Source organism: Corallococcus llansteffanensis, assembly GCF_003612055.1.
GTDB classification, from domain to species: domain Bacteria; phylum Myxococcota; class Myxococcia; order Myxococcales; family Myxococcaceae; genus Corallococcus; species Corallococcus llansteffanensis.
Map to the genome: position 1 here is coordinate 1 of NZ_RAWB01000173.1, position 16,744 is coordinate 16,744.

A 16,744-nucleotide genomic window follows, 5' to 3' on the forward strand; every position below is an offset into this window, starting at 1 on the left:
GTGCTGTACGGCACCGAGCGCTACGGCTGGTCCGCGCGGGGTAACGGGCTGGCCATGGCATTCAGCGGGGTGCTCAACGTGCTGGCGCAGGCGCTGGTGCTCGCGCCCCTGGTGCGGCGGCTCGGAGAGCGGCGCACGCTCTACTCGGCCCTGGGGGTGGCCGCGCTCGCCAACGTGCTCCACGGACTCTCCGCGCAGCCCTGGATGCTCTTTGCCAGCATGGTGCTCGGAGTGATGGGCAGCCTCGCCACGCCGGTCGCCCAGTCGCTCATCTCCGCGCGCGTGCCGGCGGAGGAGCAGGGCGCGGTGCAGGGGGCCATCACCAGCCTCGGAGGGCTTGCCGCCATCGTGGGGCCGCTGTGTGCGACGACGTTGTTCGCACACTTCACCGCGCCGGGCGCCGCGCTCTATCTGCCGGGCGTCGCCTTCTTCTGCGCGAGTGTGCTGCTGCTGCTCGCGCTCGCGGTGGCCGTGCGTACCCTGGGCGCGACCGCGGCTGCGGACGGCGCTGCCGCGGTGGCGCTGTGACCGCGGGCGACTCCGGCTTCCACTGAACGTAGAGGCAGGCGGCGGGGGCTGGCGTACGTGAAGGAGGCGGGAGGGGTACCCCGGCACGGAAATCCCTCGAAATTCTTTCCTGGGACGGCTCTCGGCTTGGCGCCTCTCCTTAGTGGAGGCGCGGTTCTCCCTACGAAGGGCAGACCCGCGGCTCCACTGAGACACAAACACGCGCCGGACAAACACTGGAGAGCACCTCGTGAAAAAGTATGTCTTGCTGTCGATGGTCGTCGCTGCGCTCGTGGGTTGTGGAGGCGTCGGGGAATCGCCTGAGCTGGAGGGACAGGAGGAGGTCGCCACCCTGCCCGACGGAAAGCTCGCGACGCTCGGGGACGTGGCTGGCGAAGACATCGCTCCTGTCATCCAGGAGGACGAGACGGGGCGCGTCACCGCCACTGGGGCCAACTGCCACGTCGACCTCCAATGGTGTACGTCGCCCACCACCGGCACCTTTCAATGTGTCAACAACGGTCAGCGCACCTTCTCGCAGGCCGTGAGCTACTGCCTTTCGTTGGTCAGAAGGCTCTGCTGAGCGCGATGTTCTTCCCGGAACATGGGCTGTCGGCGTCCGTACGTGAGGCTGCGCCACAGCCACTCGCCCTGGTCCTGCCGAGCGCTACCTGGGGCTGCCCCAGGAACACGCGGTGGCAGGCCGCGAAGGTCAGCGCGGATTGATGCCCGGTGAGGGGACTGGCGCCGGACTTCTGGGCGGCACGGGTGACGCCTCCTCCACGCCCGCCCCTCCATGGACCTGGAGGGGCGGGCGCGCGGCGTTCAGGTCCGCGTGATGGAGACGCCGCCGTCGGCGAGCAACGTGGTTCCCGTCACGAAGCTCGACGCGTCCGACGCCAGGAAGAGCGCCGCCCGCGCGATCTCCTCCGGGCGCGCCAGTGAGCTCCGCCGTGAGCGTGTCTAGCGGGGCACGCCGCCGCGCCGAGAGGACGACCGCCGCCCCCTCCGGAACGAAGAGTCGGGCGGCGGCGAGACCGATTCCCGAGGTGGCGCCGGTGATGATGACCACTTTGTCGCGGAGCTGCTCCATGGAGTGTGTCCCTTGTCGTGGGGAAGGTGTCCGGACGGTTTGCCCGACCCGCCCTCTCCCGACACTCCGTTGCTTGCTCCGGAATCCTTGCTCAATCCATGGCATGCGCTGGCCAGGGGCAGACCCTCGGGAAACCGCTATGTTTGCTGCTCAACGGGAATATGGCATAGTTAGCTCTATCATGTTTTGCTGGGATGAGATTGTGAAAGCATGCACTGGCCCCTGGTCCCCTTGCTCTTGGTCCCAGCCCGCGGGGGTACTCCCCTGAAGTGACAGCGAGGAATGCAAATGCTTTCAATGAAGAGTCTTTCCGGACTCGTGGCGGTGGCGCTGATGGCGTCTCCCCTGACCGCGCTTGCCGTGGACCGCTATGGCATCCTGCTCCTGGACCGCACGGGGTCCATGCAGGTGAATCGGGTGACGGGGCATACGCGCTGCTATGACTCGATCGTCCAGGCGCATGATCGCGTCAATGCGTTCTACGACACGAATCGCGGCACGCACCTGTCCATCTGGCAGTTCGACGGTGCCTCCGTGACAGCCTATCCGGGCGGGTTCATCCCGAAGGTCAATCGCCAGCAGGCGCATGCCATCGTGGACGCGATTGGCCCCAACAATTGCAATGGCGGGTCCACCAACCTGGCGGATGCCATGTGTTCCGCGGGCAAGCACCTCCAGGATCTCAATGTCGGCCGCGCCTACCTGCACGTCGCCACCGATGGCTACGAGAACAGCAGCATCGGTCCCTGCGCGGGCCCTTCCGGGGATCCGGACGTCCCGGGATCCTGGCAGTACAAGGTGGTCGAAGCCATGGACGTCAACTTCAACGTGGTCGTGAACACGGACTACTTCGTGTCCTCCACCCCGCTGGAGCTCAACGCGACGGCTCCGGCCAACAGCGACGTGACGTTCAGCATCTGGGCCAGCGAGCAGCGCCCCCTGCCGGGCCCCGTGTCGCTCGCCACGTGCACCGACACCGTGCAGTGCGAGGGCCGCCTGTTCCGGTTGCTCGCGTCCCTGTCGGGCGGGAACTACTACATCATGCAGGACGGCAACTCGCAGTTCCCCTGCGCGGGCAGCCAGTGCCCCGCACCCGAACCCAAGTGGTAGCCGGCTGAACTCACCCAAGGACGGCGGCTCTGGAGCCCTGGCTCTGGAGCCGCTGTCGCGTTTCGAAGGGACAGGCACCTCCCAGGCCTGTGCCCGCCCGGCCGCCTCCCTCTGACAGCCCCACTCGATTTGACTCCGGACCAGAGAAGGTTAAATCTCTCTTCAGGAAATGAATCGAGATTCAAAATCTGAGGCGCCCGTCAAGAGGCTGCGCTCCCGGCTGAAGGAAGCCACCGCCGACGCCATCCTGTCGGCGGCCGCGGCGGTGTTCGCTCGCGAGGGCCTGCACGCCGCGAAGATGGAGTCCATCGCCGAGCAGGCAGGCGTGTCGGTGGGGACGCTCTACAACCACTTCACCGACCGGGCGGCGCTGCTGGAGGCGCTGCGGGAGAAGCGCCGGCACCTGCTGCTCGAGCGGCTGGACGCTGCCCTGGCGCCGGTGGAGGGCCAGCCCGCCCGCGTGCAGCTGCGGGCCTTCCTGACGGCGGTGTTCGCGCACGTGGCCGAGCGCGACGCGTTCATGCGCGTGCTGATGCAGCTCCCCGACGACGCGGCCCGGAGCCAGAACAAGAGCCGCATCCTCGCGGAGCTGAACCGGCGCCTGGACGCCATCCTCGACCGGGGCATCCGGGCCGGGGAGGTCCGCCCGGAAGGCCGGGCTTTCTACCCGGCCTTGCTGATGGGCATGGTGCGCGGCGCGTTGGACCGCCTGCGCGCGGACGAACACGCGAACCCTCCGGCCTCGGCGTGGGCGGAGGAGATCCTGCGCGTCTTCCTGAAGGGAATCGAGGTCTAGGCGTCATGGCGACATCCGTCGCGACAACCGGAGCCCTGCCAGCGGTTCGCAGGGCCCCGACGAACAAGTGGCTCGTCACGCTGTCGGTGACGTTCGGTACCCTGATGGGCGCCATCGACTCGTCCATCGTCAACGTGGCGCTGCCGCAGATCCGCGGCGCCGTGGGCGCGACAGTGCAGGAGATCACCTGGGCCACCACGGGCTTCGTCATCGCCACGGTGATGGTGATGCCGCTCACGGGTTTCCTGGGGCGCCTGTTCGGCCAGAAGCGCGTGTACCTGGCGTGCCTGGTGCTCTTCGTCGCGGGCTCGTTCCTCTGCGGCTTCGCGTGGAACCTGCCCACCCTGGTGCTCTTCCGCTTCCTGCAGGGCCTGGGCGCGGGCGCGCTCCAACCCACCGAGCAGGCCATCCTCCGCCAGACGTTCCCCCCCAAGGAGCAGGGCACGGCGATGGCCATCTTCGGCATGGCCGTGATGGTGGGCCCCGCCATCGGCCCCACGCTGGGTGGCTACATCGTCGACAACTGGCACTGGTCCTGGATCTTCTTCATCAACGTGCCGGTGGGCATCCTGGGCTTCTTCATGGTGGCCCGCTTCGTCCAGGAGGACGAGCAGCTGCGGACCACCGCGCGCGTGGAGGCCGAACGCCAGCGCAAGCACATGGACTGGTCCGGCATCACGCTGCTGTGCATGGGCCTCGCCACGCTCCAGTACTTCCTGGAGGAGGGGCAGGCGGATGACTGGTTCGAGTCCCCCGTCATCATCGCCTGCGCGCTGTTCGCGGCCACGTGCCTCATCGCGTTCGTCATCCGCGAGCTGACGGCGGTGGCGCCCGCGGTGAACCTGCGCCTGTTCAAGGACCCGGTGTTCGCGTCGGGCACGATGCTCGGCGCGCTTGTGTTCGCGGTCCTCATGGCCAGCATGTTCCTCCTGCCGGTCTTCATGCAGGAGCTGTTGGGCTTCACCGCGACCCAGTCGGGCATGTCGCTGATGCCCCGCACGCTGGTGATGATGTTGATGATGCCCATCGTCGGGCGGCTGTACGGCAAGGTGCCGGCGCGGGTGCTGGTGGGCATTGGCATCGTGTTCGCGGGCTTCGGCGCGTTCGAGATGAGCCACTTCTCGCTCGCCACGGGCTCCGGGAACATCATCGCCGCCATCGCGCTGCAGGGCGTGGGCTTCAGCCTGATGTTCGTGCCGCTCAGCGCGACGGCGCTCGCCAACATCCCGCGCGAGCGGATGGCGGACGCCACCGGCCTCAACTCCCTCTTGCGCCAGATTGGCGGCTCCATGGGCCTGGCCATCTTCACCACGCTCCTGTCGCGCTACTCGGTGCAGGCCAAGGCCTCCCTCGCGGCGCACCTGAACCCGGAGCGGCTGGAGGTCGCGAGCCGCATGGCCGCGACCCAGAAGGGACTCATGCAGCGCGGCCTGGACTCCGCCGGCGCGCAGATGGCGAGCCTCCAGATGATGGCCGGCAACGTGTCCCGCCAGGCCATGGTGCTCGCCTTCGACAAGCTGTTCGTCCTCGCGGCGCTGATGTTCGTGGTGGTGCTGCCGCTCATCTACTTCCTCAAGGCCGCCCCGGGCGGCGGGGGCTCCCACGAGAAGCCCCACATCGACGTGGAGATCTAGCCCATGGCAACGACAACAACGGCTCCCCAACTCGTTCCCGAAGCGGCCCCCACGGCCGCCGCCACCGCGCAGGCGAAGCGTGGCAAGCGGGGCTACTTCATCCTCGGTGCCGTGGTCGCCGCGATCCTGCTGGCCCTGGGCGGCTTCAAGCTGCTCACCGCCGGGCAGGAGACCACCGACGACGCGCAGGTGGAGGCGGACGTGGTGCCCCTGTCCGCCCGCGTGTCCGGCCCCGTGGTCAAGGTGCTCGTGGGCGACAACGCCACCGTGCACCAGGGCGACGTGCTCCTGCAGATTGATCCGCGCCCCTATGAGGCCCGCGTGAAGCAGGCCGAGGCGGAGCTGGAGTCCGCGCGCGCCCAGGCAGCGGCGGCGGATGCGCAGGCGACCGTGGCGGCGGCCGGGGCGAAGGGTGGCCTGTCCAGCGCGAAGGCGCTCGTCACCACCAGCACCTCCGCGGTGGGCAGCGCCCAGGCGCAGGTGGCCTCCGCCCGCGCGGCCGTCTCCCGCGCCGAAGCCCAGGCGCGCAAGGCGACGCTGGACCTGGAGCGCGCGAAGAGCCTGCGCGCGCAGAACGTCGTGGCGCAGAGCGCGCTCGACGACGCGCAGACGGCCCATGACTCCGCGCAGGCCGCGCTGGAGGGTGCCCGCGCGCAGCTGACCCTCGCGGAAGAGGGCCGGCGCACCGCGGAGAGCAAGGTCGCGGAGGCGCGCGGTCAGTTGGATGTGAGCGCCCCCATCGACGAGAAGATCGCCGCCGCCCAGGCCAACGCGTCGCTGGCGCACGCCCGGGTGAAGGGCGCGGAGGCCGCGCTCGACCAGGCGAAGCTCCAACTGGAGGACACGCGCATCGTCGCCCCGGCGGACGGGCAGGTGTCCAAGCTGTCCGTGCACGCAGGGCAGCTCCTCACCCCGGGCCAGGCGGTCGCGGAGCTGGTGCCGCTCACCACCTACGTGGTGGCCAACTTCAAGGAGACGCAGGTGGGCCACATGCAGCCCGGCCAGCGCGTGGAGGTGGAGCTGGATGCCTTCTCCGGGGAGAAGCTGGAGGGCACGGTGGAGAGCCTGTCCGGCGGCACCGGCGCGCGCTTCTCGCTGCTGCCTCCCGACAACGCGTCCGGCAACTTCGTGAAGGTGGTGCAGCGCGTGCCCGTGCGCATCACCTGGGTGCACCCGCCCCAGGGGCTGGCCCTGCGCGCCGGCTTGTCCGCCGACGTCACGGTCCACACGAGGTAGTCCGCCCGGCGCATGCAGTGGCTGAGCACAGCGCATCCAGGAGCCACGCCTTGCCCTACTGTTCCCGACGGCTGTTGACGACTGTCATTGGCACGATCCTCCTGTGGATCCTTCCCCTTCCGTCATGGGGCCAGGAGCCCTCCGCTGAGAAGCCCACACGCATCGCCCTGCGTGCCGCGAGGCTCTTCGATGGGAAGAGTGACAGGGTCCTGCCGGATGCGGTCGTGCTCATCGAAGGCTCGAGAATCCAGGCCGTGGGCTCTGGCCTCTCCATCCCCTCGGGGACACGGGTCCTGGACCTGGGCGACGTCACCCTGCTTCCTGGGCTGATTGACGCTCACTCGCACCTGCTGCTGGATGTCGACCCGGAGCTCGGAGGCGACGGCATGCTCACCACCATCGCCCAGAGCAGCACCGCCGAACGCGCGCTCCTGGGAGCGAAGCTGGGCCGTGAGATGCTCGAGGCGGGTGTCACAACGGTGCGCGACGTTGGCAACTCCGGGCTCAACGGGGACGTGGCGCTGCGCAACGCCATCCAGCGCGGTTGGGTGCAGGGCCCGCGCATCTCCGCCTGCACCCGCGCGCTCGCTCCTCATGGCGGGCAGCTCCCCACGCTTCAACCCCCGGCTCAGCCCCTCATCGAGCAGGAGTACGTCACCATCTCCGGCGTGGAAGAGGCCCGGCGCGCCGTGCGGCAGGCCATTTCCGACGGTGCGGACTGCATCAAGGTCATCGTCGACAACGGGCACAACCTCCTCTCGTTGGAGGAGCTGAAGGTCATTACCGAGGAGGCTCACCGCAGGAAGCGGCCGGTGGCGGCGCACACCACCCTCGATGAGAGCATTCGCACCGCGGTCCAGGCAGGCGTCGACTCCATCGAGCACGGCTACTCCCTCCCCGATGACGTGGTGGCGCTCATGGTCCGCAAGCGCATCTTCCTGGTGCCCACCGACAGCTGGTTGGATGTGTGCGACTCCTTCGATGCCAAGGCGGGCAACGCGGAACGCCAGCGCCAGATGAAGGAGCGCTGCAGGAGGAACATCACCCAGGCCCATGACCGCCTCCGCCGCGCGGTGGGCGCTGGCGTTCGGGTCGCCGCCGGCTCGGACATGTACATCGTGCTGCCAGGGCTGACGCGAGGGCAGGCCAGCGTGAAGGGGTTCATCGCCTATGCCGAGGCGGGCCTCAAGCCCGTGGACATCCTGCGCGCTGCGACAGTGAACGCGGCGGAGTTGCTGCGCATGCAGGACCAGATTGGCTCGCTCGAGCCGAACAAGCTCGCGGACCTGCTCGCGGTGGAGGGCGACCCGCTGAAGGACGTCCGCGCGCTGAAGCAGGTGCGGTTCGTGATGAAGGATGGACAGGTGGTCCTGGACTCCCGGGCCCAGAAGGGGCGGGTGGATGGATCGACACGATGAGCGGCCCTGGAGACAATGCCGGCATCACTTCGCGATGGGACTTCGGTCAGGGGTGGCTCCTGCGCACCGAGCGCTCTCGCGCCGGCCGCGTGCCATGGGGCCCTCCCCGTCACCATCCAACCCTGGGAGGTGTGCGATGAGCAGTCCGACCCAGTTACGAAGAATGAAACCGGTCCTTGCGGCAGCCGCACTGCTGGGAGTGGGAGGCACCACCCTGGCCCACGCAGCCTCGCCTGGCGCCCGCGCGGCATCCCAGCACCTCATGGTGAGGCCGGATGATGTGCGCTGGGGGCCACCGGCGGCCGCACTCCCGCCAGGGGCGCAGATGGCGGTCATCGAGGGTGACCCCGCGGCCGCGGGGAAGCTGTTCACCTTCCGGTTCAGGTTCCCGGCTGGCTACCGCATCCCGCCGCACTTCCACCCGGCGGACGAGCACGTCACCGTCCTCTCCGGTGAGCTCCTCATGGGGATGGGCGAGAAGTTCGACGCGTCCAAAGCCCAGGCACTCCCCCCAGGCAGCTTCGCCGTGATGCCGGCCACTCTTCGCCACTTCGCGTTCACCCGCCAGCCGACGGAGGTTCAGATCCATGCGGTGGGGCCATGGGGTATCACCTACGTCAACCCGGAGGATGATCCGCGCAATACCGCCACGGGTGGCGCGGGGATGCAGAAGCAGCCCTGAACCGCCGAGGCGCTGTACGGTCGTCTCTCGAGATCACCGCCTCCGAGCAGGCGGGCCGGTGACGCGCAGTGCCCGAGGCGGAGCGCCGACCGCGCCAAGCGTGAACCTGAGCAGGCGCGGTCACTCCCCCTGCATGTCAATGCCACATCCGAAAAGGCAGGCATCCCACTTGGCCGGCTTGGGCGCCGCGCCTTGAGGGGCGACTGCGCGCGCGGCGACCAAGTCGAACCTCAATACCCCATCGGGTGTAACCACCTGAGGCTGCTGATGGGTCCTCATCGCTGTTTGAAGCGCATTCCACTGGATAAGGTCGACCACCACGCTCTGCGGACCAAACTGGGTCGAATACACGTAGCGGACCCCAGGGAGGTTCACCGGGTTGAGACCTTGCTGGATCAACGCCGCGAGGAACCAGTTCAGGGATTGAGCACTGGGCATGTAATGCCCGGAGTTGTTGTCGAGTGAGGTCAGGTAACCCTGGGGGCTCGTCGAGAAACAACCGACAGCCAGCGCCTGGGCTCCCGCCAGCATGCTGCTGTGCTTCTTCCTCGTGGCCGCGCCCACGCCCCTCGCCCCTTCGTCCCGCGTGACAACGACCTTGCCGTCCATTCCAACCGCGAAGAGCCCGTTGTAATTGAGGAGCTCCCGGGTGCTGCTCCAGAAGTGGCGATCCCTGGCGCGGACGAGCTTTCCCCCCACGATTTCCACCTCGGCATGGGCTTGCCGACCGGCATCGTAGTAACGGACGTTGTCTCGAAAGACCCCCATCTGGTCCGCCCGTGAGAGGGCTTGATCCACCGTGAACGAGGGGAAGTCACGGCTGGCCCCGCCAGGAATGGCCAGGTCATACAGGTTCCGCGCAGCGACGTTGAGACGCATGGGCATGGAAGGCTCCCTGGTGCAGCATCCCTTCGAAAACAGGATATCGGGCGTTCGTGGAGTTCCAGCCTGAGGCAGCGACCCAGGTATTGCAAGGAGCCCATAAAACAATGAAGGTATTGGAAGATCAGCACCCAATCCATACGGTCCGGTGGCTCAGGGTGACAATGAAACCCTGTCGGTCAGGTCGAGCGCCGCCAGCCGCTCGACGGCCGGCCCGGGGACCCGCGACGCTCACGGAGCTGCCGCGCTCCGGGCCTTCTCCAGGCCGTCGCGGCAGCCGATGTCCGTCTCCTGCAGACGCACGCAGTTGCCAAAGGCCGCTTCCGCCTCGCTGAAGCGGCGCAGCTCCAGCAGCACCGTGCCCTGGTCCCGCCAGGCGTCACACACCTCCGGAGTGAGCTGCGTGGCCTGGGAGAGCACCCCATCGAATTCCTTCCGGGCCTCCGCCGCCTTGCCCAGCTTCAAGAGGGTCAATCCCAGGTGGTAGCGCGCATGGATATCGTCCGGAGACACCCGCAGGGCCCGCTTGAAGCTCTCCAGCGCCTGCGCGTAGGCGCCCTCCTCCAGGTAGGCCATTGCCAGGTTCCGCTGCGCCTCGAGGTGGTCCGGATTGTACCGCAGCGCACGCAGGAGGCGCTGCTTCGCCTTCGCGGTGTCCTCCCGCCGGAGCGCGACGAGGCCCCAGTTGGCCCACGCGTCGTCCGCGCGCTCCGGCGAGAACTCCAGCGCCATGGCGCAATGGAGCTCCGCTTGTTGCAGTTTCCCTTCCGCGAGCGACCCGGCGCACAGCGCTGCGTAGTCGTCCCTGGGACAGGCCAGGACCGGGGGACTGCGCGCGCAGCCGGCAAGGAGCAAGGCGCACGACAGCGTGAGACGGGTCCATTGAGGAGACATGGCGCCCGAATCGTAGCCGGAGGCCCCCACCCGGTGCAGGGCCCCTGGGCCGGAGCCGCGCGGACCGGCGACCCACGCCCCTCTTCATGAAGCGCTTGCTGGGTACGAGGCCCCCCATTTCCTCGCCCAGGGTGCTCAGCTCGTCCACCTCGGCCCCGAGCTTCTGCATGAGCTGGAGGTTGTCCGCGATGACGGCCTTGAGCTTGCGGCTGCCGTAAACCTGGAGCTGCATCCAGACCTTGAGCGCGCATCCACTCGGTGCGAGAGCTGAGCCGCCTCAAGGGCGTGGGGCTCAACACCGCCGTGCGGGCCCATGAACTCCTCGAGGACCGCGGGCTCGTCGCCACCCGGCCGCAGTCCGGCACCTACGTCGTGGGGCCGCGAAGGGGCTCCGGCGTCACGTCGCCGCGCCCCCGGGCGGCTTCGTCCTGTGGGTGGAGTTGCCCCGGGGGACGGACGCGGTGGAGTTGTCCCGGCGTGCGCCGGCGGACGACCGCTCACCCGCGGGAACGAGCCGTTCAGCGTCGCGAGCCTCACGGCGGACGCATCCATGTCCATCCTTCCGCTCACACGGGAGGATGCATGTTCATCGGGTTGGGGACAGCCAAGGGCGCGGCACTCGGGATTCTGTATACGGCCATCGCAGGGCCGCTCTTCGCGTTGTTCCAATTCCAGCGCCTCGACGCGGTGACCTTCTTGCTCCCCATGGTCGCAGCGTGCGCGGTGCCCGCGGGTGCACTGGTAGGAGCCGCGGCCGTGCTCACCGGCGCGTACCATCCCGGCGCGCTGTGGCGGGCACAGCTCGCGATGGTCCTCATCTACGTCCTCACGGGCATCATCTTCTTGAGTGTCTTTCTTGGCGAGTCGGTCGCCAGGGCGCTGGAGACCGCGGCGCTGTTATCGCTGCTCTTCATTCCGCTGGGAGTGGGGGCCACCTGGCTCGCCGTCAGATGGATCCGCCCGGGCCGCTGACGCCCTTCACGGTGCCCCGGGCTGCGGCGCGGCTGCAGCCGGTCTCGCCAGCCGGTCCCAATCAGGCATCTGGATTGCTCACGGAGAACGCCTGGGATGCCGCCGAGGCGTTTCAGGCCCACTCCGTCAGCCCTTCGCGCTGGTACAAGGTCGCGAACGAAGGCCGCGCCTTCAATTGGGTGGCGACCGCGGCCAGGTGCGGCCACGCCGTGGCGGGCTTCGGCATGGCGCGGGACCAGCGCATCAGCATGACGAGGTAGAAGTCCGCGACGCTGAGCGTCTTCCCCAGCAGGAAGGGGCCGTTCGCGGCGAGGTGCGCATCCAGCACCTGCCACGCGCGCTCGATGCGGCCCGCGACGGTGGAGCGCACGGCTTCGGTATGGGCCTCCCCCGCGGGCTCGTGGGGGTACCACCACTGCCGGAACAGCGGCTGCACCATGTTCGCCAGGTGGAACATCCACTGGTAGTAGGCCATGCGCGCCGCGCTTCCCGGCGCGGGAGCCAGGCTCGCCTCCGGATGGCGGTCCGCGAGGTACGCCACCAGGGCCGCGGCCTCGAAGTGCGGCGTTCCGTCAATCAGCAGGGTCGGCACGACGCCATTCGGGTTGAGCGCCAGGTACTCGGGGCGCTTCTGCTGTCCGGCGCCGGTGTCGACGCGTTCCAGGGAGTGCGGCTGGCCGAGCTCGAGCAGCACCCAGTGCACCAGCATGCTGGCGGCACCCGGCGAATAGTAGAGCGTGTACATGCGGTCTCCGTGCGAACGGGGTCACGAGGTGCGGCATCTTCTCAGGGATGGTGGTCAGGGGATCAAGCGGCTTCTCCACCCGCTTGGCTCACGGCTCCGGCGGCCCCCGTCCGCGGCACTCCTCGGCTCCTCCGGCTTCGGCCTCGCCCCTGCTTGGGGGACCCGAAATGGCCGCGGTCCGGCGCCTGGAGCACGGCGAAAAGGAGAAGACCCCCGCCATGCTCACCAGGAGCAGTCCCTACGGTCGAACCGTAGCGCGGGGGTCTTCTGTGTCGATGGGACTGCGACAGCTCCAGGTTGGCGCCTCCTAAGTGCTTCGGATCAGGTAGTGGGTTGCCAGGGTGACCCCTGCCGAGGCCAGCGCCGCGGCCGTGGGGGGCCATGTCCCCGTCACCTGATACGGGAGCAGCCGGTTGCCATTGGCGTCGCGCACGTCGAGGGTCGTGTTGAAACCGTCCGTCCACCAGTTCGAGGAGGGCTGGATGCGGAACGTCACGAACCCATTCAACTGCGGGAACGCCGTGTGACGGAACTCACCGCCGCGCACGTACAGCCGCCCACCGGCACGGGCAGCGCCCGTGTTGGTCAACTGGATGTGACAGGGAACCTGCCCCGCGATGAGGTTGTTGTCCACGGACGCGATGCAGTCGATGATCTCGATCAGCGCGTTCGATGACTCGAACCCGATGCACGATGCGTTCGTGTACCCGCCCAGGGAGTTGCCACCGTTGATCGGGGGCTGCCGGTTCTGGTTGTTGGTGATCTGCTCGATCTTCAACCGCTCGATCCGGTAGTGGTTCGACAGGGCCGTGGCGGACGCGACCGATTCGTCGTTCGCGGCGTACCGGGACACGTTGGAGTGATGCATCCAGCAGTCGGTGACGTGCTGGGTGACCCCGCCGTTCGCCATGAACGGCCCGCACTTGCGGGGGCGTGTCGCGTCGTAGCGGGGACTCATGCGCCCGTCGAACTCCGTGTGCTCGTAGGTGACGTGGTTGCGCTGGCTGGTGATGTTGCTCAGCTCAAACGGAGGCTGACTGGTCATCGCCTTGCCCGCACCACGGAACCGGCAGTGCGTCACGATGGAGTCGGGGTGACGACGACTCGAATCCGAGTAGATCGCCACGCCCAGATGCGGTGCCGACTGTGGAACGTACACGCCGTTCGTGATGTCGCTGCTGATCGACGTGAGGAGCGGCTGTGGCGCGGCCTCGAAGCCGACGCCACCCAGATAGATCGGTGCCGGTGCGCTCGAATACTGGGTGTCGAGTCGGCACATGCCCATCAGCAACTGGATGAAGGACGCTTGGGTCATGGTGGACATATGCGACAGTTGCGCCTGACTCACCGACCCTGCCGCCATCTCGATGATCGACTTGTCTGGCCCAGCCCCGACGAACCCCGCGAGTTTCGGGAAGAAGAACCCGAACGCATACGTGGGGTTGCCGCTGGAGCCGACCGCGCGGAACTGATTGAGGGTGAATACGCCCGCCGGTAGCCGCACGATGACCCGTCCGGGGGCCGCGTTTACCGTGGCTTGCAGCTTCGTGTAGAAGTCACCCGCCACGGTGCTCAGAGGCACCACCGGCACGCCTGCGGGGAGCTTGGATTCCCACGCGCTCGTGGATGCGTAAGCCCACGGTGGGTTGGCCTCAGACCAATCCCACCCGGCCTGTATCACCGTGGGCGCCTGCGACTTGTCGTCAGTGAGAACGGGAGGTGCCATGGATTCTCTCCTTTCATCGGGTTGCTACGCATTGATACTCGAACCCTCTGACACCTTTCCCGAGGGCGATGATGGGCCGCGCCCCGGCACCCGAAGACCTCGTCGAGATCCTGCCCTGGTCGACGCGTCGGTCGACACTCCCCGCGGCGGAAGTGGCGTCAGGCGCGGCGCCTCCACGGAGCGCTCCCTCTCGACACCTGGGGAGGGAGCGCTGGCGCAGGGATTGCTGATGCCCCGGCAGTCCAGCACACGTGGAGGCACGCAACGTCTGGGATGACATCAAGGCGCAGGTCGAAGCCCTCGTGGCTCAAGACCTTTCTGATTACGAGACGGGGCAGATCAACGACACGCTCACGGGGCTGAAGGGGGTCATCACCGAGTACACGACCACGGCCGGCGGCGATGACCCCTCGGCCATCAGCGCGACGTGGAGCTCGGCCAACACCGAGTTCATCGCCAGCGCTCCGAAGTTCCAGGATGCGACCTGCGCGGTGCTCCTGCTGCCCGCAGTTCGCCCAGTTCGCGAACCTGCATCTGTCGCTGCTGCGGGATGGCGTGCTCTTTGGCAGCTCGTGGGGGTGGACCGCGGACTACCTCCAGCAGCAGCAGCAGCTCCTGACGCAGACCCTCAAGGACTCCGTGTCCTACGTGGACACGACGTATCAGAACAGCTTCACGCCCCTTGACCCCGGCATCCTGAATTCCCCCCTGAAGCCTCCGATTCCGGCCGTTGCCCCTCCGCCCTACCTCGGCTCGATGGACATGGGGCAGACCCTCTTCCTCTGGACGAACACGTACGTGCGTCAGATGACGAGGATGGCCCTCGACTTCGCCACGCTGTGGCCGTACTTCGATCCGTCAGCCTACCCGCCTCCGGTGAGCATCCAGCTGAAGAGCGAGATCTACTCCGATCCGATCGGCACCGCGCAGGGCTGGAACGGTCTGCCGTCGGCGCCCACCCAACCGATGTCACAGCTCACGGTGTGGGGAGCCAGCAACATCTTCGCGGAGCAGGCGACCTACCCGCAGGGCGCGGGCCCGAACGGGGCCACGACCACCCCACGTCTGGGCAATGCGACCGCCGGCTCGAGCCCCCCGCCGCTGGGCGGCACCTTCGACGTCGCGGCGAACCCCATCACCACCGTCTCCGTCCTCGTCTCCGGGGGCGAGCCAGTCGCCTGCTTCTTCACCTTCCCAGGCTGCATCCGCACCCGGCGCCGCGTACCCCACGAGGGGCGCGGCGCTGCTTCAGAGCCTCAGGGCCTCACAGGTCGACGACCATCTCCACGTCCGCGCGCGAGTAGCCCGTCTCCTTCGCCAGCTCCGGGCCGCTGCGCGTGATGACGAAGCCGTGCTTGCGGTACAGCCCCAGCGCCGGCGCGAGCGCGCTGTTCGTCACCAGGTACATCCGCCGGGCGCCGCGCTCCCGGGCCGTGGCCAGCGCTGCGCGCATCAACGCGTCGCCCAGCTCCCGGCCCCGCGCCTCCGGGGCCACCGCCATCTTGCACAGCTCGTACGTGTCGCCGTCCGCCCTGCGCAGCGCGCACGTCCCCAGCACCTGTCCGTCCACGAGCGCGAAGAACACCTCGCCGCCCAGAGCGACGAACACCCCGTGCGGATCCCGCAGCGAGTCCAGGTCCGAGCCCTCGATGCGGAAGTCCTTCTCAATCCACTGCCGGTTGAGCCGCTCGAAGTCCTCGCGGAAGGCTTCCCGGTAGGTGACGACCTCGACGGCGGAGGGGGCAGGGGACATGGGACTCAAGCCGTGGCGGTGGAGGCCGCGGGCTTCTTGCGCAGGAAGAGCGCGAAGATGATCACCACGAGGGTGATGCCCGCGAAGGTGATGAGGCCGTCCGCCGCGATGCTCGCCCGTGTGCCGATGCCCCGGAACTCCGACGCGTGGCCGTCCAGCGCGGTGGTGTAGCTGATGGCGAAGTTGGAGGCCGCGACGAAGAGCGAGTACTTCGTCGTCACCGCCGCGCCCTCGCTCACCATCTCCAGCACCATGCCCGCGAAGGCCGCGAAGCCCGCGCCGTTCGCGAAGCTGTACGCGAGCGTGCCCCAGATGTACGTGGTCGTCGTCATGGGCGCCGCCGCCATCGCGAAGGCGCACAGCCCCGTGGCCCCGCCCATCAGCGCGTACGCGAGCTTGCGGTTCATCCGGTCCGACAGCCAGCCGCCCAGGAGCGACCCCAGCGCTCCGGTGACGCCCATGCCCAGGCCGTTCACCAGCTCCACCGTGTGCTCCGGCACCTGGTATGCGCCCGCCATCGCGCTGAACAGGTTGGTGAGCGCCCCGCAGGCCACCGGCGCCAGACACAGCACCAGCATGATGATGCCGTCGCGGCTGAACGCCGTCTTCGCCAGATCCACCACGATGCCCTTCACCCGCGCCCACGCCGCCTGGAACAGGGGGCCGGTGGGGACCGTGGACGGATCATGCCGCTCGGTGATCCAGAAGATGCCCGCGCCGCTCGCCAGCACCAGCGTGGACAGCACGATGCCCGCCACCGGCCGGGAGTACCGGCTCGCGAGGAAGATGGCCAGCGCGCCCATCAGGCTCGTGGCGCCCACGTTGCCCGCCATCTGCCAGCCGCCCGTGCGTCCCTTGTCGGAAGGCTTAGACGTCGTGGCCATCAGCCCGTTGAGCGCCGCGTGCGCCGTGGTCGCCGCCGCCTGCAACGCGGTCAAGAGCAGCGTGAAGACGCCCAGGTGCTGCGCGGGCTCCGGGAACAGCGCGCACGCGAGGATGAGCAGCGCGGTGAGCAGCGTGCTCACGCCGTACCAGACCCGGCGCCACGGCCCCAGGTCGATGAGCGGCACCCACAAGAGCTTCCACGCATGCGGTGAGAAGGCCGTCCCCGACAGCACGCCAATCTCCGCCAGCGGCATCCCGTCCTTCGCCAGCCAGTACGGCACCGCCGTCTGCAGGTAGCCCACGGCGGCGCCGAACTGCACCTCCAGCAGGCCAAACAGGGGAGGCCAGGACCAACGCTCTTCGGCGACCGGCGCCGTGGCCGGAAGGGCCGTCTCGGGTTCAATCAAGGGC

General features: G+C 68.3%; 18 protein-coding genes and 1 pseudogene. 10 read left to right on the forward strand and 9 right to left on the reverse strand.

Features of this window, described 5'->3' with window-relative positions:
- The coding region (locus tag D7V93_RS17920; RefSeq protein WP_158623777.1) for an MFS transporter at positions 1 to 528 on the forward strand (528 nt) is incomplete at its 5' end.
- Positions 529 to 757: 229 nt separating this feature from the next.
- Positions 758 to 1,090 carry a hypothetical protein gene (locus tag D7V93_RS17925; RefSeq protein WP_120644566.1) on the forward strand — a complete coding sequence of 111 codons (333 nt, stop codon included), beginning with the start codon at positions 758 to 760 and terminating at the stop codon, positions 1,088 to 1,090.
- 242 nt (positions 1,091 to 1,332) lie between these two features.
- Here D7V93_RS17925 and D7V93_RS46140 read toward each other — a convergent pair whose 3' ends face one another.
- Positions 1,333 to 1,449, reverse strand: a complete 117-nt coding sequence (locus tag D7V93_RS46140; RefSeq protein WP_208723056.1) for an SDR family oxidoreductase — start codon at positions 1,447 to 1,449, stop codon at positions 1,333 to 1,335.
- 52 nt (positions 1,450 to 1,501) lie between these two features.
- Positions 1,502 to 1,705: pseudogene (locus tag D7V93_RS47595) on the reverse strand (hypothetical protein); the annotation flags it as partial.
- A 192-nt stretch (positions 1,706 to 1,897) separates the two neighbouring features.
- Here D7V93_RS47595 and D7V93_RS17940 point away from each other — a divergent pair.
- The 6 genes from D7V93_RS17940 to D7V93_RS17965 all read left to right on the forward strand — a co-directional run bounded on the left by D7V93_RS17940 (position 1,898) and on the right by D7V93_RS17965 (position 8,476).
- On the forward strand, positions 1,898 to 2,710 hold the full coding sequence (locus tag D7V93_RS17940; RefSeq protein ID WP_158623778.1) for a vWA domain-containing protein: 813 nt from the start codon (positions 1,898 to 1,900) through the stop codon (positions 2,708 to 2,710).
- Positions 2,711 to 2,879: 169 nt separating this feature from the next.
- Positions 2,880 to 3,506: a TetR/AcrR family transcriptional regulator gene (locus D7V93_RS17945; RefSeq protein ID WP_120644568.1), complete on the forward strand. Its 627-nt coding sequence runs from the start codon at positions 2,880 to 2,882 to the stop codon at positions 3,504 to 3,506.
- A gap of 5 nt (positions 3,507 to 3,511) precedes the next feature.
- Positions 3,512 to 5,140 carry a DHA2 family efflux MFS transporter permease subunit gene (locus D7V93_RS17950; protein WP_120644569.1) on the forward strand — a complete coding sequence of 543 codons (1,629 nt, stop codon included), beginning with the start codon at positions 3,512 to 3,514 and terminating at the stop codon, positions 5,138 to 5,140.
- Positions 5,141 to 5,143: 3 nt separating this feature from the next.
- The gene (locus D7V93_RS17955; RefSeq protein WP_120644570.1) at positions 5,144 to 6,376 is read left to right on the forward strand and encodes an HlyD family secretion protein; all 1,233 of its coding nucleotides are present in this window, start codon (positions 5,144 to 5,146) and stop codon (positions 6,374 to 6,376) included.
- 50 nt (positions 6,377 to 6,426) lie between these two features.
- Complete coding sequence (locus D7V93_RS17960; protein WP_120644571.1) at positions 6,427 to 7,794, forward strand: amidohydrolase family protein; 1,368 nt, start codon at positions 6,427 to 6,429, stop codon at positions 7,792 to 7,794.
- A 262-nt stretch (positions 7,795 to 8,056) separates the two neighbouring features.
- Positions 8,057 to 8,476 carry a cupin domain-containing protein gene (locus D7V93_RS17965; RefSeq protein ID WP_372338326.1) on the forward strand — a complete coding sequence of 140 codons (420 nt, stop codon included), beginning with the start codon at positions 8,057 to 8,059 and terminating at the stop codon, positions 8,474 to 8,476.
- Positions 8,477 to 8,596: 120 nt separating this feature from the next.
- On the opposite strand, the gene D7V93_RS17970 is transcribed toward D7V93_RS17965, so the two are convergent.
- Both D7V93_RS17970 and D7V93_RS17975 read right to left on the reverse strand, forming a co-directional pair.
- Positions 8,597 to 9,355 (reverse strand): IQM protein middle domain-containing protein, encoded by a 759-nt coding sequence (locus D7V93_RS17970; RefSeq protein ID WP_147451217.1) that lies wholly within the window; start codon positions 9,353 to 9,355, stop codon positions 8,597 to 8,599.
- Positions 9,356 to 9,589: 234 nt separating this feature from the next.
- On the reverse strand, positions 9,590 to 10,090 hold the full coding sequence (locus tag D7V93_RS17975) for a tetratricopeptide repeat protein (RefSeq protein WP_158623779.1): 501 nt from the start codon (positions 10,088 to 10,090) through the stop codon (positions 9,590 to 9,592).
- Positions 10,091 to 10,834: 744 nt separating this feature from the next.
- Here D7V93_RS17975 and D7V93_RS46680 point away from each other — a divergent pair.
- Entirely contained in the window at positions 10,835 to 11,224 is a 390-nt protein-coding gene (locus D7V93_RS46680) for a hypothetical protein (protein ID WP_244237359.1), read from the forward strand.
- A gap of 112 nt (positions 11,225 to 11,336) precedes the next feature.
- On the opposite strand, the gene D7V93_RS17985 is transcribed toward D7V93_RS46680, so the two are convergent.
- The 3 genes from D7V93_RS17985 to D7V93_RS47375 form a co-directional block, all read right to left on the reverse strand.
- On the reverse strand, positions 11,337 to 11,969 hold the full coding sequence (locus tag D7V93_RS17985) for a glutathione S-transferase family protein (RefSeq protein WP_120644576.1): 633 nt from the start codon (positions 11,967 to 11,969) through the stop codon (positions 11,337 to 11,339).
- A gap of 307 nt (positions 11,970 to 12,276) precedes the next feature.
- A complete protein-coding gene (locus tag D7V93_RS17990; protein ID WP_147451218.1) occupies positions 12,277 to 13,695 on the reverse strand; it encodes a hypothetical protein in 1,419 nt (472 codons plus the stop codon).
- Positions 13,696 to 14,017: 322 nt separating this feature from the next.
- Positions 14,018 to 14,149, reverse strand: a complete 132-nt coding sequence (locus D7V93_RS47375) for a hypothetical protein (protein ID WP_279636925.1) — start codon at positions 14,147 to 14,149, stop codon at positions 14,018 to 14,020.
- 23 nt (positions 14,150 to 14,172) lie between these two features.
- Between D7V93_RS47375 and D7V93_RS17995 the strand changes: the two genes are divergently transcribed.
- Positions 14,173 to 15,036, forward strand: coding sequence for an insecticidal delta-endotoxin domain-containing protein (locus D7V93_RS17995; protein WP_158623781.1), 864 nt, complete (start codon positions 14,173 to 14,175; stop codon positions 15,034 to 15,036).
- Here D7V93_RS17995 and D7V93_RS18000 read toward each other — a convergent pair.
- Together D7V93_RS18000 and D7V93_RS18005 are read right to left on the reverse strand one after the other, a co-directional pair.
- Positions 14,960 to 15,448 (reverse strand): GNAT family N-acetyltransferase, encoded by a 489-nt coding sequence (locus D7V93_RS18000; protein WP_120644579.1) that lies wholly within the window; start codon positions 15,446 to 15,448, stop codon positions 14,960 to 14,962. The two genes, D7V93_RS17995 and D7V93_RS18000, sit on opposite strands and share 77 nt — an antisense overlap.
- A gap of 5 nt (positions 15,449 to 15,453) precedes the next feature.
- A partial coding sequence (locus D7V93_RS18005) for an MFS transporter (protein WP_341870938.1) occupies positions 15,454 to 16,744 on the reverse strand: 1,291 nt, incomplete at its 5' end.

Excerpts from the sequence above, each read along its gene's own strand:
- D7V93_RS17940 (WP_158623778.1), top strand. The coding sequence starts at position 1,898 with ATGAAGAGTCTTTCCGGACTCGTGGCGGTGGCGCTGATGGCGTCTCCC.
- D7V93_RS17945 (WP_120644568.1), top strand. The coding sequence starts at position 2,880 with ATGAATCGAGATTCAAAATCTGAGGCGCCCGTCAAGAGGCTGCGCTCC.
- D7V93_RS17950 (WP_120644569.1), top strand. The coding sequence starts at position 3,512 with ATGGCGACATCCGTCGCGACAACCGGAGCCCTGCCAGCGGTTCGCAGG.
- D7V93_RS17955 (WP_120644570.1), top strand. The coding sequence starts at position 5,144 with ATGGCAACGACAACAACGGCTCCCCAACTCGTTCCCGAAGCGGCCCCC.
- D7V93_RS17965 (WP_372338326.1), top strand. The coding sequence starts at position 8,057 with ATGGTGAGGCCGGATGATGTGCGCTGGGGGCCACCGGCGGCCGCACTC.
- D7V93_RS17970 (WP_147451217.1), bottom strand. The coding sequence starts at position 9,355 with ATGCGTCTCAACGTCGCTGCGCGGAACCTGTATGACCTGGCCATTCCT.
- D7V93_RS17975 (WP_158623779.1), bottom strand. The coding sequence starts at position 10,090 with ATGGCGCTGGAGTTCTCGCCGGAGCGCGCGGACGACGCGTGGGCCAAC.
- D7V93_RS46680 (WP_244237359.1), top strand. The coding sequence starts at position 10,835 with ATGTTCATCGGGTTGGGGACAGCCAAGGGCGCGGCACTCGGGATTCTG.
- D7V93_RS17985 (WP_120644576.1), bottom strand. The coding sequence starts at position 11,969 with ATGTACACGCTCTACTATTCGCCGGGTGCCGCCAGCATGCTGGTGCAC.
- D7V93_RS17990 (WP_147451218.1), bottom strand. The coding sequence starts at position 13,695 with ATGGCACCTCCCGTTCTCACTGACGACAAGTCGCAGGCGCCCACGGTG.
- D7V93_RS47375 (WP_279636925.1), bottom strand. The coding sequence starts at position 14,149 with ATGAACTCGGTGTTGGCCGAGCTCCACGTCGCGCTGATGGCCGAGGGG.
- D7V93_RS17995 (WP_158623781.1), top strand. The coding sequence starts at position 14,173 with ATGCGACCTGCGCGGTGCTCCTGCTGCCCGCAGTTCGCCCAGTTCGCG.
- D7V93_RS18000 (WP_120644579.1), bottom strand. The coding sequence starts at position 15,448 with ATGTCCCCTGCCCCCTCCGCCGTCGAGGTCGTCACCTACCGGGAAGCC.